At 62.5% G+C, this 23,796-nt stretch carries 17 protein-coding genes; 9 read left to right on the top strand and 8 right to left on the bottom strand.

The features are described 5' to 3' along the window. Positions 1-23 precede the first annotated feature (23 nt). The 3 genes from HX811_RS06030 to HX811_RS06020 form a co-directional block, all read right to left on the bottom strand. Positions 24-2,015, bottom strand: a complete 1,992-nt coding sequence (locus tag HX811_RS06030) for an FUSC family protein (protein ID WP_177045209.1) — start codon at positions 2,013-2,015, stop codon at positions 24-26. A 71-nt stretch (positions 2,016-2,086) separates the two neighbouring features. After that, positions 2,087-3,070, bottom strand: coding sequence for a GlxA family transcriptional regulator (locus HX811_RS06025; protein ID WP_177045207.1), 984 nt, complete (start codon positions 3,068-3,070; stop codon positions 2,087-2,089). Between the two features lie 34 nt (positions 3,071-3,104). Further along, positions 3,105-4,010 carry a DUF808 domain-containing protein gene (locus HX811_RS06020; RefSeq protein WP_177045205.1) on the bottom strand — a complete coding sequence of 302 codons (906 nt, stop codon included), beginning with the start codon at positions 4,008-4,010 and terminating at the stop codon, positions 3,105-3,107. 197 nt (positions 4,011-4,207) lie between these two features. On the opposite strand from HX811_RS06020, the gene HX811_RS06015 reads away from it, so the two are divergent. Continuing rightward, complete coding sequence (locus HX811_RS06015) at positions 4,208-5,161, top strand: hypothetical protein (RefSeq protein ID WP_177045203.1); 954 nt, start codon at positions 4,208-4,210, stop codon at positions 5,159-5,161. A 9-nt stretch (positions 5,162-5,170) separates the two neighbouring features. Here the strand turns inward: HX811_RS06015 and HX811_RS06010 are convergent, their stop codons facing one another. The 4 genes from HX811_RS06010 to HX811_RS05995 are packed head-to-tail and all read right to left on the bottom strand — an operon-like array spanning position 5,171 to position 13,923. Beyond that, positions 5,171-6,592, bottom strand: coding sequence for an efflux transporter outer membrane subunit (locus HX811_RS06010; RefSeq protein WP_177045201.1), 1,422 nt, complete (start codon positions 6,590-6,592; stop codon positions 5,171-5,173). Then, entirely contained in the window at positions 6,589-9,714 is a 3,126-nt protein-coding gene (locus HX811_RS06005) for an efflux RND transporter permease subunit (protein ID WP_043226017.1), read from the bottom strand. The genes HX811_RS06010 and HX811_RS06005 overlap by 4 nt, the downstream gene beginning before the upstream one ends. A gap of 5 nt (positions 9,715-9,719) precedes the next feature. Further along, the gene (locus HX811_RS06000) at positions 9,720-12,782 is read right to left on the bottom strand and encodes an efflux RND transporter permease subunit (protein ID WP_177045199.1); all 3,063 of its coding nucleotides are present in this window, start codon (positions 12,780-12,782) and stop codon (positions 9,720-9,722) included. Between the two features lie 13 nt (positions 12,783-12,795). After that, positions 12,796-13,923, bottom strand: a complete 1,128-nt coding sequence (locus HX811_RS05995; RefSeq protein WP_177045197.1) for an efflux RND transporter periplasmic adaptor subunit — start codon at positions 13,921-13,923, stop codon at positions 12,796-12,798. Positions 13,924-14,164: 241 nt separating this feature from the next. Between HX811_RS05995 and HX811_RS05990 the strand changes: the two genes are divergently transcribed. Together HX811_RS05990 and HX811_RS05985 are read left to right on the top strand one after the other, a co-directional pair. After that, positions 14,165-14,770: a TetR/AcrR family transcriptional regulator gene (locus HX811_RS05990; protein WP_003210590.1), complete on the top strand. Its 606-nt coding sequence runs from the start codon at positions 14,165-14,167 to the stop codon at positions 14,768-14,770. 211 nt (positions 14,771-14,981) lie between these two features. Further along, positions 14,982-15,440, top strand: coding sequence for a transposase (locus HX811_RS05985; protein ID WP_177045195.1), 459 nt, complete (start codon positions 14,982-14,984; stop codon positions 15,438-15,440). Between the two features lie 126 nt (positions 15,441-15,566). On the opposite strand, the gene HX811_RS05980 is transcribed toward HX811_RS05985, so the two are convergent. After that, entirely contained in the window at positions 15,567-16,007 is a 441-nt protein-coding gene (locus HX811_RS05980; RefSeq protein WP_003210592.1) for a heme-binding protein, read from the bottom strand. 267 nt (positions 16,008-16,274) lie between these two features. Here HX811_RS05980 and gcl point away from each other — a divergent pair, with 267 nt between their 5' ends. From gcl to HX811_RS05950, 6 genes are all read left to right on the top strand, one after another. Continuing rightward, positions 16,275-18,050 (top strand): glyoxylate carboligase, encoded by a 1,776-nt coding sequence (gene gcl / locus HX811_RS05975; protein ID WP_063028181.1) that lies wholly within the window; start codon positions 16,275-16,277, stop codon positions 18,048-18,050. A 10-nt stretch (positions 18,051-18,060) separates the two neighbouring features. Further along, the gene (hyi, locus tag HX811_RS05970; protein WP_003210594.1) at positions 18,061-18,843 is read left to right on the top strand and encodes a hydroxypyruvate isomerase; all 783 of its coding nucleotides are present in this window, start codon (positions 18,061-18,063) and stop codon (positions 18,841-18,843) included. 176 nt (positions 18,844-19,019) lie between these two features. Continuing rightward, positions 19,020-19,910, top strand: coding sequence for a 2-hydroxy-3-oxopropionate reductase (locus HX811_RS05965; protein WP_003210595.1), 891 nt, complete (start codon positions 19,020-19,022; stop codon positions 19,908-19,910). Between the two features lie 178 nt (positions 19,911-20,088). Continuing rightward, entirely contained in the window at positions 20,089-21,384 is a 1,296-nt protein-coding gene (locus tag HX811_RS05960; protein ID WP_003210596.1) for a glycerate kinase, read from the top strand. Beyond that, positions 21,374-22,789, top strand: a complete 1,416-nt coding sequence (gene pyk, locus HX811_RS05955) for a pyruvate kinase (RefSeq protein ID WP_177045193.1) — start codon at positions 21,374-21,376, stop codon at positions 22,787-22,789. The genes HX811_RS05960 and pyk overlap by 11 nt, the downstream gene beginning before the upstream one ends. Before the next feature lie 128 nt (positions 22,790-22,917). After that, on the top strand, positions 22,918-23,793 hold the full coding sequence (locus HX811_RS05950) for an urea transporter (protein WP_177045191.1): 876 nt from the start codon (positions 22,918-22,920) through the stop codon (positions 23,791-23,793). Positions 23,794-23,796: the final 3 nt, after the last annotated feature.

Genomic DNA, 23,796 nt, shown 5'->3' with positions numbered 1-23,796 from the left:
TGTAGGCGCTGGCTTGCCAGCGCCTACACCCCCCGCCGACACCACTTACGCCACGTAAACCGCAGTTGCAGCACGGCCGCCCTGGCCATTTCCCGATCCTGCTCCGCCAATCCCGAAGGCTGTTCAAGCGCTTCAAGCATCGCAACGCTGGCCGCATCCATCAGCGACTCATTCGCCACGCTCGGCCCCCCCTCCTCCAACACCGACTCCAATGCCCGCAAATAGCGATCGCGCTCAATCGCCAACGCACCCCGGCTGTCCGCCAGGCAGGCGCGCAACTCCAGCAACTCGTCCCCCAGGTCCAGCCCCAGCAATCCGTTATCCCAGTGGACACGGCGATCGGCAGGCAAGGTTTCGCTGTAGCGCGACAGGCGAATCAGCCGGTCCGCCATGCGCCCGCCAAACCAGCTTTCAGCCTGCTCCAGGGGACGGGAAGTCAATTGCGCCAGGTCGAACAATGAAGCCTTGAACATCCGCCGATAGTGATGCTCGCCGGGATTGAGCTGGATCAGCCGAAACACCACCACGGCAATCCCGACCCCCACCAGCGTCGCGATGGCCTTGTTGAGGAACGCGGCGAAGTCATAGGTCATCACATTGCTGGGCCCGACGTTGTTGACGAAAAAGATGCAGAACGCCGAGGCCGTGGCCGCCAGCTTGAGGCGGCTCATGCACAACGAGGCGAAAAACAGCGGCACTCCCAACGCCAGGCATAACAGGGGAAAGCCATCGAAGCCGGGCAACAGCACGAAGCACACAAAACCGGCCACCGGGATCGACAGCGCAATGCCCTTGAGGAAGTTCAGGCTGGAGGCCGACGGGTTTTCCCGCGCTGCAAACAGGCTCAACACCACGCCACAAATCGATACCGCGCCCAAACCCGAAGGCCATGCCGTAAAGATCCAGAACGCCGCGACCGCCAGAAACGCCAACGCACTGCGCAGCCCGCCAAGCACCCCCTGCTCGATATCCCGGTGCCAGGACATCGCCCCCGGTGCGCCGGGCGGCACCCTGCCCTGCTCGACCGCCGACAGCGTCAATGCACCCAGCTCAATCAAGCGCAACACCTGCGCCAGTTGCACCAGGCAAAAGTGCGCCTCCTGGCCAAGCTGCGGATCCTGCAACGCCAGGCCAAGCCGTTGTGACAACCCGGGCAGTTCATCAAGACGCTCCTGCTGCAACGCCAAAGCCACCGCTTCAATCAGTGGCCCGACCGCCGCCGTTTCATCGAGCATCATCCGCTGGCGCGCCACGCCCCGCGCCGCCCGCAGCAGGCTAAGCAGATCACGGCTGAGCACCCGCAAGGCCTGGGAGCGGCGCCGGCCCTTGGGCCCTTCAAACCAGGCATGGTCGCGCTGGCTGTCCACCGCCACCAGGCGGCTCAACGCTTCGAGCAAGCCTTTACGCTGGTCGTTACCCAGCAGCTCCGAAGCGGCAGCCCGCACCCCGGCCTGCCAGGCGGCGCGCGCCTGAACCGCCAGCACCTGCTCGACCCGGCGCGGCCACAGAATCGTACTGGCGATGGAGGCACAAAGGATCCCCAGGCTGATCTCCTGGCAGCGCGCCACCGCCTCATCGAACACTCCCAGCGGTGCCGCCGTAGCGGGCAGCGCAATAATCGCCGTGGTGTAACCCGCCAGCACAAACCCATAGGACGCGTGATTGCGCAGCAAGGATGCCCCGGTGGTACAGAACGCCAGCCACAGCGCCATGCACAGCAGGAACAACAACGGCGCCTGGCCAAACACGCCGATCATCGCAATGGAAACCATGGCCCCGACAAACGTACCCACCAGCCGATAGGCGCCTTTGGCCAGGACCATGCCGCTGGTGGACTGGCCCACGATAAATACGGTGGTCAGGGCCCATTGCGGTTGCTGCAAGTCAAAACAGAAGGCCAGGTACAACGCGACCCCGCCGGCGATCATGTTGCGCAAGGCAAACAGCAGATCGCTACGGGACGGGGTCAACGTCGCCTGCCAGAAATCAGGGAGCTGGAAGGTGGAGGATTTCATTAAACCCACATATAGATAGCAAGCTAATGATTAGCATCGTATCTATATTTGTGGCGAATGCCAATCTCAGGCTATTTGACCAGGCGCTTTTCCTTGGATGGCCTGTAGCCAAAGTAGGCGCTGTAGCACTTGCTGAAATGGCTCGGCGAGACAAACCCGCAGGCCACCAGCACGTCCACCTGGGACAGCTCGGTGTGTTGCAGCAGCCGACGGGCCTCGGTGATGCGCAGTTCCAGGTAATAACGCTGGGGCGTGGTGCCAAGCTGCTCCTTGAACAAACGCTCCAACTGGCGTCGGGAACGGCCCGCATAAACGGCCAGTTGCTCAAGCTCCAGAGGCTCTTCGAGGTTGGCGTCCATCAGGTTGACTACTTCGCGCAGGGGTGCGCTCAAGCACACGTTTTCCGTGGGTTTCACCCGCCGGTAGCGCGACTCCTCAAACGCCAGGATGTCCTCGATCCCCTCCACCAACGCTTTGCCGTACAGCCCCTTGATCCAGTCCAGCGCCATATGAAACGCACCGGAAGGGCTCGATGCCGTCAGCCGGTCGCGGTCAATCACATACGGCTCGCTGCTGACCTGCGTCGCCTTGCAGAACTCGGCCAGGGCCGGGCGATGTTCCGGGTGCACGGCGCAGCGGTAGCCGCCCAGCAACCCCGCACGCCCCAGGAACCACGCACCATTCCACAAACCGGCCAGGCTCACACCCTGCTCCGAGGCGCTTTTCAGCAGGTGGATAAACTCCTCCGCAGCCTTCAGTTCAGTGCGATAGCCACCGCATATCACCAACAGGTCCAACTCTTTAAGCACCGAAGACTCAAGCCGCGCATCGGGCCGGATCACCAGCCCCAGGTCGCTGGTCACCTCGCCTTCCCGCAAGCCGAAGGTCGACGTAGAAAAAGAAGCGGGCCGCAGCAGGTTGGCGGTGATCAGCGTATCCAGCGCCTGGGTAAACGCCGGCAGCGAGAAATGTTCGAGCAACACAAATCCCGCACGCACCGTCTGGCGGGCGTCACCGGGATTTTCATTCAGGTAACGGAGGTTCTTGCCTTTCATGCCCCCGCTGAATTGTCGTCGCTCGATCAAATGCCTATGCCCTCACCCGCTTCCAGAGGTTACCCACCACGCTGGCAACCGCCAACACCACGGCCCCGGCAATGATCCCCGCCACAGCATTGAGCAACGTCGGCATCAACCACGCCAGGCCGCCAGTACTCTGGCTCACGGTCTCGATCCAATGATGCACCACCGGCACACCATGGGTCAGGATGCCACCGCCCACCATGAACATCGCCGCCGTACCGATCACCGACAGGCTTTTCATCATGTACGGCGCCGCCCGCAGGATCGTCCCGCCAATGCTGCGCGCCGCCTGGCCGGGCTTCTGGGTGAGCCACAGGCCCAGGTCATCGAGTTTGACGATACCGGCCACCAGGCCGTAGACGCCGATGGTCATGACGATGGCGATACCCGACAGCACGATCACTTGCTGCATCAGCGGCGCATCGGCCACGGTGCCGAGGGTGATGGCGATGATTTCGGCGGAGAGGATGAAATCGGTACGGATCGCGCCCTTGATCTTGTCCTTCTCGAAAGCCACCAGGTCCGTGGCCGGATCCGCCACGGCTTCCACCAGGTGCGCCTGTTCTTCGGTGCGCTTGTGGAAGAAGCTATGGGCGAGTTTTTCGAAGCCCTCAAAACACAAATAAGCGCCGCCCAGCATCAACAGCGGCGTCACCGCCCACGGCGCAAATGCGCTGATCAGCAACGCAGCCGGCACCAAAATCAGCTTGTTGACGAACGAGCCCTTGGCCACCGCCCACACCACCGGAATTTCCCGCTCGGCGCGCACCCCGGAGACTTGCTGGGCATTCAGCGCCAGGTCGTCCCCCAGCACGCCGGCGGTTTTCTTCGCAGCCATCTTGGTCATCAACGCCACATCGTCGAGCACCGCGGCAATGTCGTCGATCAATACCAGCAAACTGCTTCCTGCCATGGCTCAGGCTTCCCGTGATTCAAAGTGTGCCGAGAATAACGCGGCGGACACCGGGTTAGCGAGCCGTTCAGTGCTGCGGCGCTAACCCACCGTTGCAACTGACGGGCACGGAACCCGGAGCACGGTCCGGACCACTCATAAGTGTTTTATGCCAATCCGCCCCCTTGAAACCGCACAACTTATTGGATGGAAGCCTGATGCTAATCACAAAACCCGTAATCACCCATATAGCACCCAATAGAGAAGAGCCAATAACAGGCAATAAAGGATCTTGCCGCAGCTCAGAGATGAAGCAAGAGCCGGCACTTACCCAGACGGAAAAAGACATCTTCTTCGCGCCTGACCAGGCAACCGGCCGACCACAGGGTGACCACAGGACAGCAGAGCAAATCATCACCGCGAATCGTATTTTTAATAACCTGCCGTCGTCGATCCCCAAGGAAAACCTTTACAAGCATCTGGGCGACTGGACGAGTAACAACCCCGACCCGCAAAAGCGCGCCGACGCGGCGTATAACGCCGCACGCGTGTTCAACTACATAGACGGAATCAACGTGAAGGAGTCCGCCCGGACCGACAACACGAAAGGTAACGGAAGAATAGAGGGCGAATATGAGTCTCCCCTACCGCCACCCTTTGATGAGGTCACGATAGATGAGAACTCGGAGGCAGCCCTGCTGAAAAAATTCAGCGAGGAAGGCTACGCGGTGCTCGATAACCACGGAACACCGCTCGCCTCAGATAATGAAAAGATCACAACAAACAAACCGGTTTACCCCACCGGTAGACCAAATGGGGATACACGAAGTGCAGAACAGATTTTTAACGCCAACCCTATCGTCAACCGCTTTGTCGAATCCCTTGCAGAACACCCCTACCGGGACAGCATCTTAAACAATCTCAAGGCACTTACCGGGGACTGGACAGAAGACAATAAAGACGACGATTCTCGTGCAGACGCGGCTTACAACATATCCTCAGTCGCCAATTACATAGACGCACACCCCGGCTTCCACAGGCTTGACGAGGGCTATGACAACATCGGCCCGGATCATCTGACGGGATTCTCGCGAACCGGAACCAATCCAAACACAGAAGCCAGCGCCCTTATCGATTTCAGTCAAAACGGCTATCGCGCATTGCCTGACTAAGTGAGTCAGTCAGTCGTCATTGACCTGCCAACCACCACCCAGGCTCTGGATCAACGCCACACTCCCCTGGCTGAGCTGGCCCTGGGTGTCGCGAAGATTCTGCTCGGCTTGCAGCAACACCAGTTGCTGGGTCAGCACGGCCTCCTGGCTGACAGTGCCGGCGCGCAGCTGCGCTTCCTGGCTGCCGAACAGTTGCTGGTTGCGCTGATAGACCTGCTGGAACGCATCGGCCTGGGTTTGCAGATGGTTGATCGCCGAGAGGTTGTCTTCGACGTTCTGCAAGGCGCTGAGCACGGTGCCCCGGTAGTTGGCGGCGATCTGGTCGTAGCTGGCCTCGGCCTGCCTGACCGCCGCTTCACGGGCGCCGCCGTCGAACAGGGTTTCCGCCAGGGCCGGGCCCAGGGTCCAGATGCGATTGGGCAGCGAGAATAGCCCGCCAAGGGCACTGCCCCGATAGCCGGCCTCAGCGGTGAGGTCCAGGGTCGGGAAGAATGCGGCTTCAGCCACGCCGATTTTCGCGTTGGCCGCCGCTGCTGAACGCTCCGCCGCGACCACATCGGGACGCCGTTGCAGCAAGGTTGAAGGCAAGGTCAAAGGGGGGCGCGGCAGGACGAAGTTGTAGTCCTCCCGCACAGCCACGGCAAACTCACTCGGCGCCACGCCCACCAGCACCGCCAGCGCATGTTCGTATTGCTCGCGGTCGCGCAGGGAGGTCTGCAAGTCGGCAATCGAGGTGGTCAACTGGTCCTGCGCCACCAGCAACTGGTCGTTGGTGGCGACGCCCTGGGTGAACTGCACCTGGATCATGTCCAGCAGTTGCTGGTTGATCTTCTGTTGTTGCTGCAACAGGCGCACGTCGATGTCCATCTGCCGCAGGGCGAGGTAGTTACTCGCCACGCTGGAACTGATGGACAGCCGCACCCCGGCCAGCAACGCATCCGATTGCTGGGCCGTCGCCTGGCTGGACTCTATCCCGCGCCGCACCAGGCCCCACAGGTCCGGCTCCCAACTGGCGGTCAAGGTTGCGCTGACGCTGTTCGCGACGCCGCCCGTCGTGGTGCCGGTGGTGGACGTACCGCTGCCGCTGCCCGCCGTTCCCCGCGAACCCGACAACCCTACGCCCACCGTCGGCCACAAACCGGCCCGGCTGGACGCCACCTGCGCCTGGGCCAGACGATAAGCCGCCTCCGCCGCGATGATCGACTGGTTGGCCTTGGCCGAGCGCGCCACCAAATCGTTCAGCACCGGGTCCTGATAAGCCAGCCACCACTGGCTGTCCATCGCCCCTTGGGGGTTAGCCGCCGCGCGCTGCCACTGCGCGCCTTCCTTGAACGACTGCGGCAGCTCCATGGCGGGCTTCTGGTAATCGGGCCCGACCATGCAGCCGCCGAGCAGCAGGCTGATGCAAAGCACGCTGTATTTCACGTTCATAACCTTGCTTCCTTACGCCGACCCAGGCGCTGTGACGCCCGGTCGAGCCACAGGTAGATCACCGGGGTGGTGTACAGCGTCAGCACCTGGCTGAACAGCAGGCCACCAATAATCGAAATCCCCAACGGCCGGCGCAGCTCCGAACCGTAGCCGGTGCCGAGCACCAGCGGCAGCGCGCCAAGGATCGCCGCCAGGGTGGTCATCATGATCGGCCGGAAACGGATCAGGCACGCCCGGCGAATCGCTTCCTTGGCCGTGAGGCCGAACTCCCGCCGCTCGGTGATCGCGAAGTCGATCATCATGATCGCGTTTTTCTTCACGATGCCAATCAACAGAATCACCCCCACCAGCGCAATGATCGACAGCTCGGTGCCGGTCAGCAGCAAGGCGATCAACGCACCGACGCCGGCCGAGGGCAAGGTCGAAAGAATGGTCAGCGGGTGCGTCAGGTTTTCGTAGAGGATGCCCAGCACGATATACACGCACAGCAACGCAGCGACGATCAGCAGCGGCTCACTGGCCACCGACGACTGGAACACCTGGGCCGTACCGGCAAACTGGCCGACCACACTGGCGGGCATGCGCAGTTGCTTCACCGCATCGTCCACCATCGCCGTGGCCTGGCCGATGGACGTGCCGGGCGCCAGGTTGAACGAGACTGTCACCGCCGGGAACGTGCCCTGGTGACTGATGGAAATTGCAGTGCGCGCCACCGTGTTATCCGCCAGTGCCGAGAGTGGCACCAGGGTCTGCCCGGTGGTCAGGTTGGGCGCCGCCGTGGTGCCCTTGGTGGTCGTGGCCTGGGTGCCCGTCGGCACATAAATGCCCTTGAGCGCGGAAGGGTCGGTCCAGTATTCCGGCGCGATTTCCATCACCACGTGGTACTGGTTGGCCGCGCGATACAGGGTCGCGACCTGGCGCTGGCCAAAGGCGTCGTACAGCGTCTGGTCGACCGCCGAGACACTCACCCCGAGGCGCGCCGCCGTATCCCGGTTGATTTGCACATTGGCCAGCAAGCTGTTGTCTTGCTGGTCGGTATTGAGGTCGGTGAGTTGCGGCAATTTGCGCAGCACCGCCACCACCTTGGGCACCCATTCGTCCAGCGACTCCTGGTCATCGGCGGTCAGGGTGTATTGGTATTGCGCGCCACTTTGCCGGCCACCCACGGTGATGTCCTGGGCCGACTGCAAATACAGCTTGGTGCCCGGCAAGTCGCCGAGGCTGCGGCGGATCTGGCCGATGATTTCGGTGGCGTTGTCCTTGCGCTCGCCCAAGGGCTTGAGCAATACAAACATCTGCGCGCTGTTGACCGCCCCGCCGCCCCCTCCGCCACCGCCGACAAACCCGGCGACGGTTTCGATGTTCGGGTTTTTCATCACCTTGCGGTTGATCTCGGTGAAGTCCTTCTGCATCGCCCCATAGGAAATGCTCTGGTTCGCCAGGATGCTACCCTGCAAGCGCCCGGTGTCTTCCTGGGGGAAAAAACCCTTGGGCACCAGCACGTACAACACGCCGGCGAGCACGATCACCAACACCGTCACAAAACCCATCAGCACCGTATGGTCGATCACCCAACCGAGGGTGCGATCGTAGAAGCGGTGAAAGCGCGAGTCCGGGTGTTCATTGCCTTCATGAATCGCTTTCGGCGCGCGCAGCAGCACGCTGGCGAGCATCGGTGTAACCGTCAGCGAGATCAGCATCGAGATCACAATGGCCACCGACAACGACACCGAAAACTCGCGGAACAGGCGCCCGACAATCCCGCCCATCAGCAGCAGCGGAATAAACACCGCCACCAGCGACACGCTGATAGTCAGTACCGTGAAGCCGACTTCCTGGGCACCGGCCAGCGCCGCTTCCACCCGGGTCTTGCCGCGCTCCAGGTGGCGCATGATGTTTTCCACCACCACAATCGCATCGTCCACCACAAAGCCGGTGGAAATCGTCAGCGCCATGAGTGACAGGTTGTTCAGGCTGTAGCCGAGGAAGTACATCGCGCCGAAGGTGCCGAGCAGCGACAGCGGCACCACAATCGCCGGCACCAGGGTGCTGCGCCAGTCGCGGAAGAAGCCGAAGGTCACCAGGGTCACCAGCAGGATCGACACCAGCAACGTGATTTCGACGTCATGCAACGAGGCGCGAATGGTGGTGGTGCGGTCCATCAGCAGGTTGAGCTTGATCGTCGCCGGAATCGAGCTTTGCAGGAACGGCAGCGAGGCCTTCACCGCGTCCACCGTTTCGATCACGTTGGCGCCCGGCTGCTTGAACACCACCAGCAATACTGCCGGCTTGCCGTTGGACAGGCCGAAGTTGCGCAGGTCCTGCACGTCTTCGCGCACGTAGCCCAGGTCGGCGATATGGATCAGGTCGCCGTTGTGGGCCTTGACCACCAGCGGCCCGTAGTCCTTTTCATCGAGCAACTGGTCATTCGCCGCAATGCCGTAGTTACGGTCGCCGATGGCCACGTTGCCCTTGGGCAAGTTGACGTTGGAGGCGTTGATCACCTGGCGCACCTGCTCCAGGCTGACGCCGTACTGGTTGAGCCGATCGGGGTTCAATTCCACCCGCACCGCCGGCAGCGCGCCGCCGCCCACCGTCACGTCACCGACCCCGGTGGTCTGCAACAACTTCTGCTCCAACAGGGTCGAGGCCACGTCATACATCTGCCCCGGCGTGGCGCTGTCGGAGGTCAGGCTGATGATCAGAATCGGCGAATCCGCCGGGTTGACCTTGCGGTACGTCGGGTTGCCGGACAGGTCGCTGGGCAGGTTGCTGCGGGCGGCATTGATCGCCGCCTGCACATCCCGCGCGGCGCCGTCGATGTCGCGATTCAGGTCGAACTGCAAAATGATCCGCGCCGAGCCCAAGCTGCTGGACGAGGTCATCTGCGTGACCCCGGCGATCTGCCCGAACTGGCGCTCCAGGGGCGTGGCCACTGAACTGGCGACGGTGGTCGGATCGGCGCCGGGCAACGAGGCGCTGACGCTGATGGTCGGGAAATCCACCTCCGGCAACGGCGCCACCGGCAACAGCATGAAGGCCAGCGCGCCAAACAGCGCGAGGCCGGCCGCCATCAAGGTGGTTGCAATCGGGCGGCGAACAAACGGCGCGCTGAGGTTCATTGCCATCAGACCGCTTCAGCCGGGCGGCGGCTGAAGCGCTGCCCCAGGCCGTGCATGGCGAGGAAGATCACCGGCGTGGAAAACAGCGTCAGCAACTGACTGAGCAACAACCCGCCGATAATCGCGATGCCCAGCGGGTGACGCAGCTCCGAACCAATCCCCGTACCGAGCGCCAGCGGCACCGCGCCGAACAGCGACGCCATGCTGGTCATCAGGATCGGCCGGAACCGCAACTCTGCCGCCTGGCGGATCGCGGCCGTGGGGCTCAGGCCGCCCTCGCGTAATAACTCCAGGGCAAAGTCGACCATCATGATGCCGTTTTTCATCACGATGCCGATCAGCAACACAATGCCAATCAAACCGATAATGTCGAACTGCGTGCCGGTCACCAGCAGCGCCAGCAAGGCCCCGAGCGCCGCCGAGAGCAGCGTCGAAAGGATCGTCACCGGGTGCACGAAGCTCTCGTACAGAATCCCCAGCATCAGGTACACCACCACAATCGCCGCCACCACCAGGAACACCTGGTTGGACAGCGACTGTTCGAACGTCGCCGCCGCACCTTCCAGGTTGGCCTGCACCGACAGCGGCAAGCCGACCTTGGCCTCGATGTCCTTGAGCCGCGTCACTGCCGTGCCAAGGGTCTGGCCCGGAGCAAGGTTGAACGACACGTCGGCATACGGAAACTGACCCAGGCGGTTGATGGTCACGGGCGTGCGCACCACCTGCATGGTCGCCATGCTCGACAGCGGCGCGACGCCGCCACCCGGAATGTCCACGTACAACCCCGTGAGCAGGTCAGGCAAGTTGCGCGGCGGATGGTCGGTGGCGATCACCACGTGGTACTGGTTGAGCTGGGTGTAGATCGTCGAGACCTGGCGCTGGCCGAAGGCGTCATACAGCACATCGTCAATCGCCTGGGGCGTGATACCGAGGCGCGAGGCGGTGGCGCGGTCAAAGGTCAGCTGGATCTGATTGCCGAATTGCATCGCCTGGCTTTGCACGTCGGTGAACATCGGGTCTTGCTTGATCGCCGCCAGCAGCTTGGTGGTCCACGTTTCCAGCTCGTCCGGATCGGTGGCTTGCAGGCCGAGGCGGTAGCTGGTGGTGGACACCGTGGCGTCGAGGGTCAGGTCCTGTACCGAGTGCAGGTACAGGCGGATCCCGGCGTCGTCGGCGTTGGCATCGGAGAGCCGGCGGATCACCTCGGTGGCACTGTCACGCTCGCCGCGGGGCTTGAGGTTGATCAGCAGGTTGCCCTGGTTGATGGTCGGGTTGGTCTGGTCGATCCCGACGAAGGACGACAGGCTTTGCACCGCCGGGTCCTTGAGGATTCGCGCGGCCAGGCGCTGTTGTTCGGTCTGCATCTGCTGGAACGAAACGGTCGGCGCGGCTTGGGAAATGCCCTGGATCAGGCCGGTGTCCTGGTCGGGGAAAAAGCCCTTGGGCATGATCACCAGAATCATCAGGGTCAGCGCGGCGGTGAGCGCTATCGAGATCAGGGTCAAGGTGCGGTGCGCCAACACCCAGTCAAGGCCACGCACGTAGTGGGTGTTGATGCGGTCGAAGAAATCCGCGCGGCGTTCCTGGTGCTTATTCTTGAGCATCCGCGCGCACATCATCGGCGTGAGGGTCAGGGAGATGAACGCCGAGATAACGATGGTCACGGCCACGGTCATGGCGAATTCGCGGAACAGCCGGCCGACCACATCGCCCATGAACAGCAGCGGGATCATCACTGCAATCAGCGCAATCGACAGCGAAATAATCGTGAAACCGATTTGCTCCGACCCCTTGAGCGCCGCCTCCAGCGGCGAGTCGCCCGCCTCGATATAGCGCGTGATGTTTTCGATCATCACGATGGCGTCGTCCACCACGAATCCGATGGCGATAGTCAGCGCCATCAGTGTCAGGTTGTTCAGGGAGAAGCCCAGCGCATAAGCCACCGCCAGGGTGCCCACCAGCGTCAGCGGCACGGTGACTGCCGGAATAACCGTCGCCGCAACGTCGCGCAGGAAAATGAAAATCACGATCACCACCAGCAGCACCGCCACCGCCAGTTCGTACTGCACATCGGTGACCGAGGCGCGGATGGTTTGCGTGCGGTCGGTCAGCACATCGACCTTCAAGGTACCCGGCAAACTGGCCCGCAGCTTGGGCAGCAATTGCTGCACGCGGTCGACCACCTGAATCACATTGGCGCCGGGCTGGCGCTGGATGTTCAGCACAATCGACGGCGTGCTGTTGGTCCACGCAGCCTGGCGCGGGTTCTCCGGGCCCTGGGTGGAAGTGGCGATCTGCGACAGGCGAATCGGCGCGCCATTTTTATAGGCGATCACCAGGTCGCGGTATTCCTCGGCCGATTGCAGCTGGTCGTTGGCACCAATCGAATACGCCTGGAACTTGCCGTCGATATTGCCCTTGGCCTGGTTGACGTTGGCCGTGCCGAGGGAGGTGCGCAGGTCATCGATGGACAGGCCGAGGCTGTTGAGCGCCGAGGTATTCGCCTCGACCCGCACCGCCGGGCGCTGACCGCCGCTGATGGTCACCAGGCCGACGCCGGTGATCTGCGAGATCTTCTGCGCCAGCCGTGTATCCGCCAGGTCCTCGACCTTGGTCAGTGGCAGCACATCGGAGGTCAGGGACAGGGTCAGCACCGGCGCATCCGCCGGATTGACCTTGCTGTATACCGGTGGGTACGGCAGGTTGGCCGGCAGGAAGGTGCCGGCGGCGTTGATCGCGGCCTGCACTTCCTGCTCTGCCACGTCCAGGGACAGCGACAGGTCGAATTGCAGGGTCACCACCGAAGCGCCGTCGGAGCTGGTGGAGTTCATGGACTTGAGGCCCGGCATCTCGCCGAGCTGGCGCTCCAGCGGCGCGGTGATCGAGGAGCTGACCACGTCCGGGCTGGCGCCGGGGTATTGGGTGAAGACCTGAATGGTCGGGTAGTCGACTTCAGGCAACGCCGACACCGACAACAGGTGATACCCCAACATGCCCAGCAACAGCACCGCGACCATCATCAAGGTGGTGGCGACGGGACGTTCGATAAAGGGCCGCGAAATGTTCATGCTCGGCAGCTCCTCACTGGGCGACGACCTTCACGGCCGAACCGTCATCCAGTTTGTCGGCGCCTTCGGTGATCACCTGCTCGCCTGGCTTGACGCCGTTCTCGAGCACCGCCGACACATCGCCCATCGATGGGCCGGTCTTGATGTTGCGCAGGCTGGCCTTGTCGCCATTCACCACGAACACAAAATCGCCCTTGCTGCCATGCTGGATCGCCCGGGTGGGCACCACGGTAACCTGGGCCAGGGTGTCGGCCTTCAGGCGCGCATTGACGAACTGGTTGGGGAACAGCGCACTGCCCGAATCATCGAACTGCGCCTTGACCTTGATGGTGCCGGTGGAGGTGTCTACCTGGTTGTCCAGGGCCAACAGGCTGCCGGTGGCCAGCAGGGCTTTCTTGTTGCGGTCGTAGGCCAGCACCGTCACGGCGCCACGGCCCAGGGCCTGGTTGATAGCGCCCAGGTCGTCCTCGGGGACCGCGAACACCACGGTGGCCGGGTTCATCTGGGTAATCACCACGATGCCGGTGGTGCTGGTGGTGGTGACGTAATTGCCGGGGTCGACCAGGCGCAGGCCCACCACACCGTCGACCGGCGAAGTGATGGTGCAGTAGCCGACCTGCACTTCAAGGTTCTGCACATTGCCCTGGTCGGCGGCCACGGTGCCCAGTTGTTGCTGGACCAAGGACGCCTGGGTGTCGACGGTTTGCTGGCTGGTAGAACCGGCCTTGACCAGTTCGCGGTAGCGCACCAGATCGCGCTGGGCATTGCTCAACACAGCCTGGTCGTGGGCCAGGGTACCCTTGGCCACGGCCAGTTGGGCCTTGAGAGCACGGTCATCGATCCGCGCAATCACCTGGCCCTTGCTGACGTGCTGGCCTTCCTTGAATTCCACGCTGCTGAGGATGCCATCGACCTGGGTGACCACGGTCACACTGCGGGTGGGGGTGACGGTGCCGAGGGCGTCGATATACACCGGCACGTCCTGCAACACCACCGGCACCACGGCTACCGGTTCGCCGGTGGCGGGAGGCCGGCCTTTGTGCCCGCCTGCAAAGAAGTGCAAACCCAGGGCAATCAACAACGCTACCAGTAACAACGTGCCAACGGCCCAGGCGAACGTACGTCGTCTGCTTTTCTCCACGGGTTTCTCTCTCGAACGCCGAAAACAGGAAGGGGCGGCCAGGCTAAATGGCCGCTCGCTGCCTGAACTCTAGCAGCGCGCTCGAGCTGTGCCTGTACGACCGTGAATGCGTTCAGCATCAAGACAGACAAAGTCAGCTGGGCGCCCCGCCATGCAAGGGCTGCGGCGGGATTCTTGAGCCCTGCGCAAAGCCGGTGCTACCATGCCAGACCGCCTGTCTTGGCAAGGAACCTCCTGGTCTATGAGCACCATTCGCGAGCGCAACAAAGAACTGATCCTGCGGGCTGCCAGTGAGGAGTTTGCCGACAAGGGCTTCGCCGCGACCAAAACCAGCGACATCGCCGCCAAGGCCGGGCTGCCCAAGCCCAACGTCTACTACTACTTCAAGTCCAAGGACAACCTCTATCGCGAGGTGCTCGAAAGCATTATCGAGCCGATCCTGGCGGCCTCCACACCGTTCAATCCTGATGGCGACCCTTCGGCCGTGCTGAGCGGGTACATCCGCTCGAAGATCTGCATCTCCCGGGATTTGCCGTTTGCCTCGAAAGTGTTTGCCAGTGAGATCATGCACGGCGCCCCGCATTTGAGCCCCGAGCAGGTGGAACAGCTGAATGCCCAGGCCAAGCACAACATCGACTGCATCCAGAGCTGGGTGGACCGTGGGCTGATTGCGCCGATTGATCCGCATCACCTGATGTTCAGCATTTGGGCGGCGACGCAGACGTATGCGGATTTTGACTGGCAGATTTCGGCGGTGACCGGGAAGGCGAAGTTGGATGAAGCGGATTATGAGGCGGCGGCGCAGACGATTATTCGGTTGGTGCTTAAGGGGTGTGAGCGGGACTGATAGACCGCAGCGTCTTCAAGATTCGCGAGCAAGCCCGCTCCCACATTTGAATTTGTGCCAGACATAAATTGTTTAAACGCCGCAGATCCAATGTGGGAGCGGGCTTGCTCGCGAAAGCGCCCTCCCAGACACATCCTGCACAAAGCCAAACCATCATCTCCAGATTCCCCGATCTAGCCTCTCAGAACCCCACCTGAAGAGAGGCAAAGGAATGCCTGATCCAGCTGCTTCACATCGCCTGCGCATCGGGCGATTCAGCGAATCCAACCGTATTTACCTGATCACCACCAATACCCACGAACGTGTGCCAATCTTCAGTGACTTTTACCTGGGTCGGCTGGTGGTCTGGCAATTCCGGCTCGCCCAATACCAAGGACTGGCGAACTCCCTGGCCTGGGTGATCATGCCCGACCACTTTCACTGGTTGATTGAGCTGCAAAAAGGCTCATTGGGAGACCTGATGTGCCAGGTGAAGTCCAAAAGCACTCGAACCGTTAATGGCGTTACGGGCCGCAAAGGGCGGCTATGGCAAACCAGCTTTCATGATCGTGCGCTGCGCAAGGACGATGACCTGGTGAAGATGGCTCGGTATGTCGTGGCCAACCCATTAAGAGCAGGGTTGGTGGAGCGGATTGGCGACTATCCGCTGTGGGATGCGGTTTGGGTTTAGGTCCGGGACCAAGTCGCCCCTTTCGCGAGCAAGCCCGCTCCCACATTTGACCGAGTTCCAGCCTTGGAATGCAGTCAAATGTGGGAGCGGGCTTGCTCGCGAAGAGGCCCGACCAGTCACCTCACATCAAGCAGTAACCCCCGCATCCGCCAACAACCCCAACCCCTCGATCGCACTGATCGCACACTGCTCGTCAATATCCGACGTATCCCCGCTGATCCCGATCGCGCCCAGCACCACACCCGCCTGATCCCGGATCAACACCCCGCCCGGCGCCGGCACCACGCTGCCCTGCCCCAGGCTGTTCAACGCGGCAATAAACGCCGGCCGTTGCTGTGCGTCCAGCGCCAGCAAGCGCGAGCCCTTGCCCAGGGCTATCGCACCCCAGGCCTTGCCAATCGCGATCTGCGGGCGCAGCAGGCTCGCGCCATCCTCGCGCTGCAACGTTATCAAATGCCCGCCGCTGTCGAGTACCGCAACGGTCAGCGGTGCCGCCGAAATGGTGCGGCCTGCCGCGATGGCGTGGCTGGCCAGGTTGACTGCGACTTTCAAGGTTAAAGCGCTCATGGGTGCCGTCCTTATCTTGTTATGGGAAAGCCGTGGGGCTCTGTCTGATCAGAAGCTCGATCAAACAAATAGAACACAATAGATTTATTTTTTGTATACAATATTTCGAAACATACGCACCACACGTCGAAATATTCCCGTCCATAAGCCTTCCGACGAACGTAAAGGCCACCCAAGAAAATGGATTGACCTGCCCCGCTCGCCGTGAATACACTTCGGACCAACACCACTTGTATACAATTACAAAACGCAAGAGGCACCAAAACCATGAGCAAAATGAGAGCAATCGAAGCCGCTGTCCTGGTGATGCGCCGTGAAGGGGTCGACACCGCCTTCGGTATCCCGGGCGCCGCGATCAACCCGCTGTATTCGGCCTTGCAGAAGGTCGGTGGCATCGATCACGTCCTTGCTCGCCACGTTGAAGGCGCCTCGCACATGGCCGAGGGCTACACCCGCACCAAGGCCGGCAATATCGGCGTGTGCATCGGCACCTCGGGCCCGGCGGGCACCGACATGGTTACCGGCCTGTACAGCGCCTCGGCGGACTCGATCCCGATCCTGTGCATCACCGGCCAGGCGCCACGGGCACGCATGCACAAGGAAGACTTCCAGGCTGTCGACATCACCAGCATCGTCAAGCCGGTGACCAAGTGGGCGACCACCGTCCTGGAACCCGGCCAGGTGCCGTATGCCTTCCAGAAGGCCTTCTATGAAATGCGCTCCGGTCGCCCCGGCCCGGTGCTGATCGACCTGCCATTCGACGTACAAATGGCCGAGATCGAATTTGACATCGACGCCTACCAACCACTGCCCCTGGCCAAGCCTTTGGCGACCCGCATCCAGGTGGAAAAAGCCCTGGCCCTGCTGGACCAGGCCGAGCGCCCATTGCTGGTGAGCGGTGGTGGCGTGATCAACGCCGACGCCAGCGAACTGCTGGTGGAATTCGCCGAGTTGACCGGCATCCCGGTGATCCCGACCCTGATGGGCTGGGGCACGATCCCGGACGATCACCCGCAGATGGTGGGCATGGTCGGCCTGCAAACGTCCCACCGCTATGGCAACGCCACGATGTTGAAATCGGACGTGGTGCTGGGCATCGGTAACCGCTGGGCCAACCGTCACACCGGTTCGGTGGAGGTGTACACCGAGGGCCGAAAATTCATTCACGTGGACATCGAGCCGACGCAAATCGGCCGCGTGTTCACCCCGGACCTGGGCATCGTTTCCGACGCCGGCTCTGCATTGACCATGTTCATTGAAGTGGCCCGCGAGTGGAAAGCCGCCGGCAAGCTCAAGGACCGCAGCGCCTGGCTCCACGATTGCCAGCAGCGCAAGGCCACCCTGCACCGCAAGACCCACTTCGACAACGTGCCGGTCAAGCCGCAACGGGTGTACGAAGAGATGAACCAGGTGTTCGGCAAAGACACCTGCTACGTCAGCACCATCGGCCTGTCGCAGATTGCCGGCGCGCAGTTCCTGCACGTCTACAAGCCACGCCACTGGATCAACTGCGGCCAGGCCGGCCCGCTCGGCTGGACCATTCCGGCGGCACTGGGTGTGGTCAAGGCGGACCCGACCCGCAAAGTCGTGGCACTGTCCGGCGACTATGACTTCCAGTTCATGATCGAAGAGCTGGCCGTGGGCGCACAGTTCAAGCTGCCGTACATCCACGTGGTGGTGAACAACTCCTACCTGGGGCTGATCCGCCAGGCCCAGCGCGGGTTTGAAATGGACTACTGCGTGCAGCTGTCCTTCGACAACCTCAACGCACCGGAACTCAACGGTTACGGCGTCGACCACGTGGCCGTCGCCGAAGGCCTGGGTTGCAAGGCCCTGCGGGTGTTCGAGCCGGGCCAGATCCAGCCGGCACTGCGCAAGGCTCAGGAAATGATCGAAGAATTCAAGGTTCCGGTGATCGTTGAGATTATTCTGGAGCGGGTGACCAATATTTCCATGGGCACCGAGATCAACGCCGTCAACGAATTCGAAGATCTGGCACTGGTGGGCAACGACGCGCCGACTGCCATTTCACTGCTCGATTAAGGAGAACCCCATGCCGCGTTTTGCCGCCAACCTGTCCATGCTGTTTACCGAACAGGACTTTCTTGCCCGTTTCAAAGCCGCCGCCGACGCGGGGTTCAGTGGTGTGGAATACCTGTTTCCCTATGAATTCAGCTCAGCTGAAATCAAGGCGCAACTCGATGCCCACGGCCTGACCCAAGTGCTGTTCAACCTGCCGGCCGGTGACTGGGCCAAGGGCGAACGCGGCCTGGCCTGCCACCCGGACCGGGTCGAGGAGTTCCGTGCCGGGGTCAACCTGGCCATCGCCTACGCCCAGGTACTGGGCAATACCCAGGTCAACTGCCTGGCGGGGATTCGTCCTGCCGGCGTGGATGACGCGACGCTTGAAAAAACCTTCGTCGCCAACCTCAAGTACGCCGCCGACAAGTTGCAGGCGGTGGGCATCAAGCTTGTGATGGAGATGATCAACACCCGCGACATTCCGGGTTTCTACCTGAACAACACGGCGCAGGCCCTGTCGATTCGCGAGCAGGTAGGCAGTGCCAACCTGTTCCTGCAATACGACATCTATCACATGCAAATCATGGAAGGCGACCTGGCCCGCACCATGGCTGCGCACCTGGGTGAGATCAACCACATCCAGCTGGCGGACAACCCGGGGCGCAACGAGCCGGGGACCGGTGAGATCAACTACCGCTTCCTGTTCGAACATTTGGACCGCATCGGTTATCAGGGTTGGGTCGGCTGTGAGTACAAACCGTTGACCACCACCGAAGCGGGTTTGGGTTGGCTCAAAAGCCACAACGCGATCTAACTGAACAAACACAGCACCCAATGTGGGAGCGGGCTTGCTCGCGAAAGCGGTGGATCAGTCGACATCAATGCTGAATGTCGGCCCCCATTCGCGAGCAAGCCCGCTCCCACAGTGGATCTCCTGTGTTTAGCAGGCCGCGCCAGGCCTGCACACCTAACAATAAGAGGATTTTCGTCATGGCTAAAATCGGATTTATCGGCACCGGCATCATGGGCCAACCCATGGCTGCCAACCTGCAAAAGGCCGGTCACCAACTGTTTCTTTCCGAGCATCACGGCAAGGCGCCGGCTGAACTGATCAGCGCTGGTGCGGTGGCCCTGGCCAACCCGCAGCAAGTGGCCCAGGAAGCCGAATTCATCATCGTCATGGTGCCCGACACTCCGCAGGTCGATGATGTGCTGTTCCGCGCCGACGGCGTTGCCGCAGGCCTTGGGCCGAACAAAGTGGTGATCGACATGAGTTCGATCTCGCCCACCGCCACCAAGGCCTTCGCCGCGAAGATCAACGAGACCGGCGCACGTTACCTCGACGCCCCGGTGTCCGGTGGTGAAGTCGGTGCCAAGGCCGGCACCCTGAGCATCATGATCGGCGGCGACCCGCACACCTTCGAACGCGCCCTGCCGCTGTTCCAGGCCATGGGCAAGAACATCACCCTGGTGGGCGGCAATGGCGATGGCCAGACCGCCAAGGTGGCCAACCAGATCATCGTTGCGTTGAACATCCAGGCGGTGGCGGAAGCGCTGCTGTTCGCCTCGAAGAACGGCGCCGACCCGGCCAAGGTGCGTGAAGCACTGATGGGGGGGTTTGCTTCGTCGAAAATCCTCGAAGTGCATGGCGAGCGCATGATCAAGGGCACCTTCGATCCGGGCTTCCGCATCAACCTGCACCAGAAGGATCTGAACCTGGCCCTGGCCGGTGCCAAGGAGCTGGGGATCAACCTGCCGAACACCGCCGGCACGCAGCAGGTGTTCAGCACCTGCACCGCCATCGGTGGCGGCAACTGGGACCACTCGGCGCTGATCAAGGGCCTGGAACATATGGCGAATTTTTCGATTCGCGATAAATAACCCCCGTTGAAATGCGATCGAATGTGGGAGCGGGCTTGCTCGCGAAAGCGGTGTATCAGTCAGCATGGATGTCGAATGGTAGACCGCTTTCGCGAGCAAGCCCGCTCCCACATTTTTGACCGCATTTCACATCGAATTTGATGCACCCCTAATAACAAGAATCCCCGGGAGCCCGCTTATGTCGGTCGATCCGCAACACCTGCTTCGCGAGCTGTTTGCCACAGCCATCGACGCCGCCCACCCCCGGCAAGTCCTCGAACCCTATCTGCCCGCCGACCGCAGCGGCCGTGTCATCGTGATCGGCGCCGGCAAAGCCGCCGCCGCCATGGCGCTGGTGGTGGAAAACTGCTGGCAAGGCGAAGTCTCGGGCCTGGTGGTCACCCGCTACGGCCACGGCGCACCCTGCAAGAAAATCGAGGTGGTCGAAGCCGCGCACCCGGTGCCGGACGCCGCAGGCCAGGCCGTGGCCAAGCGTGTGCTGGAGCTGATCAGCAACCTGGGCGAAGACGACCGCGTGATCTTCCTGCTCTCCGGCGGCGGCTCTGCACTGCTCGCCCTTCCGGCCGCCGGCATCACCCTGGCGGACAAGCAAGCGATCAACAAGGCCCTGCTCAAATCCGGCGCCACCATTGGCGAGATGAACTGCGTGCGCAAGCACCTCTCGGCGATCAAGGGCGGGCGCCTGGCCAAGGCAAGCTGGCCTGCCACCGTCTACACCTACGCGATTTCCGATGTACCGGGCGACCAGGCCACGGTCATCGCTTCCGGCCCCACTGTTGGCGACCCCAGTACCTCGCAACAGGCGCTGGCGATTCTCAAGCGCTACCAGATTGAAATCCCGGCGTCGGTGCGCACCTGGCTGCAAAGCCCGGAGTCGGAAACCGTCAAGCCCGGGGACCCGGTGCTGGCCCGCAGCCATTTCCAACTGATCGCCCGTCCGCAGCAATCCCTGGAAGCGGTGGCGGTGAAAGTCCGCCAGGCCGGTTTCAGCCCGCTGATCCTCGGCGACCTGGAAGGCGAAGCGCGGGACGTGGCCAAGGTGCACGCCGGTATCGCCCGGCAAATCATCCAGCACGGCCAACCCCTGGCGGCGCCTTGCGTGATCCTCTCCGGCGGCGAAACCACCGTCACCGTACGCGGCAATGGCCGTGGCGGACGCAACGCCGAATTCCTGCTGAGCCTCACCGACAGCCTCAAGGGCCTGCCCGGCGTCTACGCCCTGGCGGGTGACACCGACGGCATCGACGGCTCGGAAGACAACGCCGGCGCGATCATGACGCCCACCAGCTACGCCCGCGCCGAAGCCCTGGGCTTGAGCGCCAGTGACGAGCTGGACAACAACAATGGCTACGGCTACTTCGCGGCCCTCGACGGCTTGATCATCACCGAGCCGACCCGCACCAACGTCAACGATTTCCGCGCCATTCTGATTCTTGAAAGTCCTGAAAGAGAGTCCCCTGAACATGACGCCTGACAAGAAGGTCAAGATCCTCGCCACGCTGGGCCCGGCCACCGACAGCATCGACGACATCCGCGAGCTGGTGGAAGCCGGGGTGAATATCTTTCGCCTGAACTTCAGCCATGGCGATCATGCCGACCACGCCCAACGCTACCAGTGGATTCGCCAGGTGGAGCGCCAGCTCAATTATCCCCTCGGCATCCTGATGGACCTGCAAGGGCCGAAGCTGCGGGTGGGGCGTTTTGCCGAAGGAAAAGTGCAACTGATTCGCGGCCAGGCCCTGCGCCTGGACCTGGACCCGACACCCGGTGATCAGCGGCGAGTCAACCTGCCCCACCCGGAAATCATCGCGGCCCTGCAGCCCGGCATGGACCTGCTGCTGGACGACGGCAAGCTGCGCCTGCGGGTGATCACCAAGCACGCCGATGCCATCGACACCACCGTGCTCAATGGCGGCGAACTGTCGGACCGCAAAGGCGTGAACGTACCCCAGGCATTGCTGGAGCTCAGCCCGCTGACCGCCAAGGACCGCCGCGACCTGAACTTCGGCCTGGAACTGGGGGTGGACTGGGTGGCGCTGTCGTTTGTGCAACGCCCGGAAGACATCCGCGAAGCCCGCGAGTTGATCGGCGACAAGGCGTTCCTGATGGCCAAGATCGAGAAGCCCTCGGCGGTGCAGCGCCTGCAGGAAATCGCCGAGCTGAGCGACGCGATCATGGTTGCCAGAGGCGACCTGGGGGTGGAAGTGCCGGCGGAAAGCGTGCCGCAAATCCAGAAGGACATCATTGGTGTGTGCCGCCAGTTGGGTAAACCGGTGGTGGTGGCCACGCAGATGCTTGAATCCATGCGCTTCTCCCCGGCGCCGACCCGTGCCGAGGTCACCGACGTGGCCAACGCAGTGGCGGAAGGGGCGGACGCGGTGATGCTGTCGGCGGAAACCGCTTCCGGTGAATACCCGTTGGAGGCCGTGCTGATGATGAGCAAGATCATTCGCCAGGTGGAAAACGGCCCGGACTACCAGACCCAGCTGGATGTCAGCCGGCCCAAGGCGGATGCCACGGTGTCGGACGCCATCAGCTGTGCGATCCGCCGTATCAGCAGCATCCTGCCGGTGGCAGTGCTGGTGAACTACAGCGAGTCGGGCACCTCCACCCTGCGGGCGGCGCGGGAACGGCCGGCGGTGCCGATTCTGAACCTGACACCGAACCTGTCGACGGCGCGACGCTTGAGCGTGGCGTGGGGCGTGCATTCGGTGGTGAACGATCGGCTGCGGCAGGTGGATGAGGTGTGTTCCACGGCGTTGGAGATTGCCCAGGCACAGGGTATGGCGGAGCGTGGGGATACGTTGGTGATTACTGCTGGGGTGCCATTCGGGCAGCCAGGGTCGACCAATTCGTTGCGGATCGAGACATTGATCTAATCCCTGTGGCGAGGAAGCTTGCTCCCGCTGGACTGCGCAGCAGGCCCATCTTTTGGGGCCGCTGCGCGCCCCAGCGGGAGCAAGCTCCCTCGCCACAAGATTCGGTGCTTTCCTGCAGATTATTGATCATGCCCAACCAACCCTGCCCCGACTGGGCCGAAGCCCTGCTCAACGGCTTCAGCCAGATATTCCTGCAGCGCCACCCGCTGTGTGGCCTGCTCTGCCTGCTGGCGATCCTGATCGGCGCCCCGGCCCTGCTCGGCGGCGCGCTGCTGGGCGGCGTCGCCGGCTTGCTGACCGCCCAACGCCGCGGCTATCCCAAGGCCGAACGCCAGGCCGGTCTGTATAGCTACAACGGCGTGCTGCTCGGCTTGCTGATCAGCCAGCACTTCAGCTGGTCGGCACTGCTGCCGCCGTTGATTCTCGCCTGCGGTGGCCTCAGCGCAATCCTCACCCGCCAGTGGCTCAAACGCGCCGCCAACCCCGATGACCTGCCCGCCTACACCGCACCGTTTGTGGTACTCGGCTGGCTGCTGCTGGGCACCACCGCGCCCGCCGCATTTGCCGCCAGCGAACCCGGCACCTGGGCGCTACTCTGCGCGCCGTTCACAGGTCTGGCCCAAGTCATCCTGATGGACCAACCCCTCGCCGGCCTGCTGATCGCCCTCGGCCTTTTAATAGCCAGCCGCCGCGCGGCCTTGTGGGCGCTGACCGGCGCGAGCCTCGGCGTGTTGATCGCCCTGTCGATGGACGAGCCCGCCAGCGCCCTGCTCGGCCTGCACAGCTATAACCCGGCGCTGGCCGCCCTGGCCCTCAGCCAGCATCGTCGCCAACCCTGGCTGCCGCTGATCGGCATCCTGCTGGCGATCATCCTCACGCCCGGCTTCACCGGCCTCAATCTGCCCGCGCTGACCGCGCCGTTTATCCTCGCCACCTGGCTGGTGCGCGCCAGTCAGCGGGTGATGCAGAAAACCCGCATGGACAGCCCCTTCGAATCCCCCTAGGCT

The sequence above is a fragment of the Pseudomonas sp. F8002 genome, from assembly GCF_013385495.1.
GTDB lineage: Bacteria > Pseudomonadota > Gammaproteobacteria > Pseudomonadales > Pseudomonadaceae > Aquipseudomonas.
This window is presented reverse-complemented; position numbering and strand designations above follow the sequence as displayed.

Excerpts from the sequence above, each read along its gene's own strand:
- HX811_RS06030 (WP_177045209.1), bottom strand. The coding sequence starts at position 2,015 with ATGAAATCCTCCACCTTCCAGCTCCCTGATTTCTGGCAGGCGACGTTG.
- HX811_RS06010 (WP_177045201.1), bottom strand. The coding sequence starts at position 6,592 with ATGAACGTGAAATACAGCGTGCTTTGCATCAGCCTGCTGCTCGGCGGC.
- hyi (WP_003210594.1), top strand. The coding sequence starts at position 18,061 with ATGCCGCGTTTTGCCGCCAACCTGTCCATGCTGTTTACCGAACAGGAC.
- HX811_RS06020 (WP_177045205.1), bottom strand. The coding sequence starts at position 4,010 with ATGGCAGGAAGCAGTTTGCTGGTATTGATCGACGACATTGCCGCGGTG.
- HX811_RS06005 (WP_043226017.1), bottom strand. The coding sequence starts at position 9,714 with ATGAACCTCAGCGCGCCGTTTGTTCGCCGCCCGATTGCAACCACCTTG.
- HX811_RS05980 (WP_003210592.1), bottom strand. The coding sequence starts at position 16,007 with ATGAGCGCTTTAACCTTGAAAGTCGCAGTCAACCTGGCCAGCCACGCC.
- gcl (WP_063028181.1), top strand. The coding sequence starts at position 16,275 with ATGAGCAAAATGAGAGCAATCGAAGCCGCTGTCCTGGTGATGCGCCGT.
- HX811_RS05960 (WP_003210596.1), top strand. The coding sequence starts at position 20,089 with ATGTCGGTCGATCCGCAACACCTGCTTCGCGAGCTGTTTGCCACAGCC.
- HX811_RS06025 (WP_177045207.1), bottom strand. The coding sequence starts at position 3,070 with ATGAAAGGCAAGAACCTCCGTTACCTGAATGAAAATCCCGGTGACGCC.
- HX811_RS06015 (WP_177045203.1), top strand. The coding sequence starts at position 4,208 with ATGCTAATCACAAAACCCGTAATCACCCATATAGCACCCAATAGAGAA.
- HX811_RS05950 (WP_177045191.1), top strand. The coding sequence starts at position 22,918 with ATGCCCAACCAACCCTGCCCCGACTGGGCCGAAGCCCTGCTCAACGGC.
- HX811_RS05965 (WP_003210595.1), top strand. The coding sequence starts at position 19,020 with ATGGCTAAAATCGGATTTATCGGCACCGGCATCATGGGCCAACCCATG.
- HX811_RS05990 (WP_003210590.1), top strand. The coding sequence starts at position 14,165 with ATGAGCACCATTCGCGAGCGCAACAAAGAACTGATCCTGCGGGCTGCC.
- pyk (WP_177045193.1), top strand. The coding sequence starts at position 21,374 with ATGACGCCTGACAAGAAGGTCAAGATCCTCGCCACGCTGGGCCCGGCC.
- HX811_RS06000 (WP_177045199.1), bottom strand. The coding sequence starts at position 12,782 with ATGAACATTTCGCGGCCCTTTATCGAACGTCCCGTCGCCACCACCTTG.
- HX811_RS05985 (WP_177045195.1), top strand. The coding sequence starts at position 14,982 with ATGCCTGATCCAGCTGCTTCACATCGCCTGCGCATCGGGCGATTCAGC.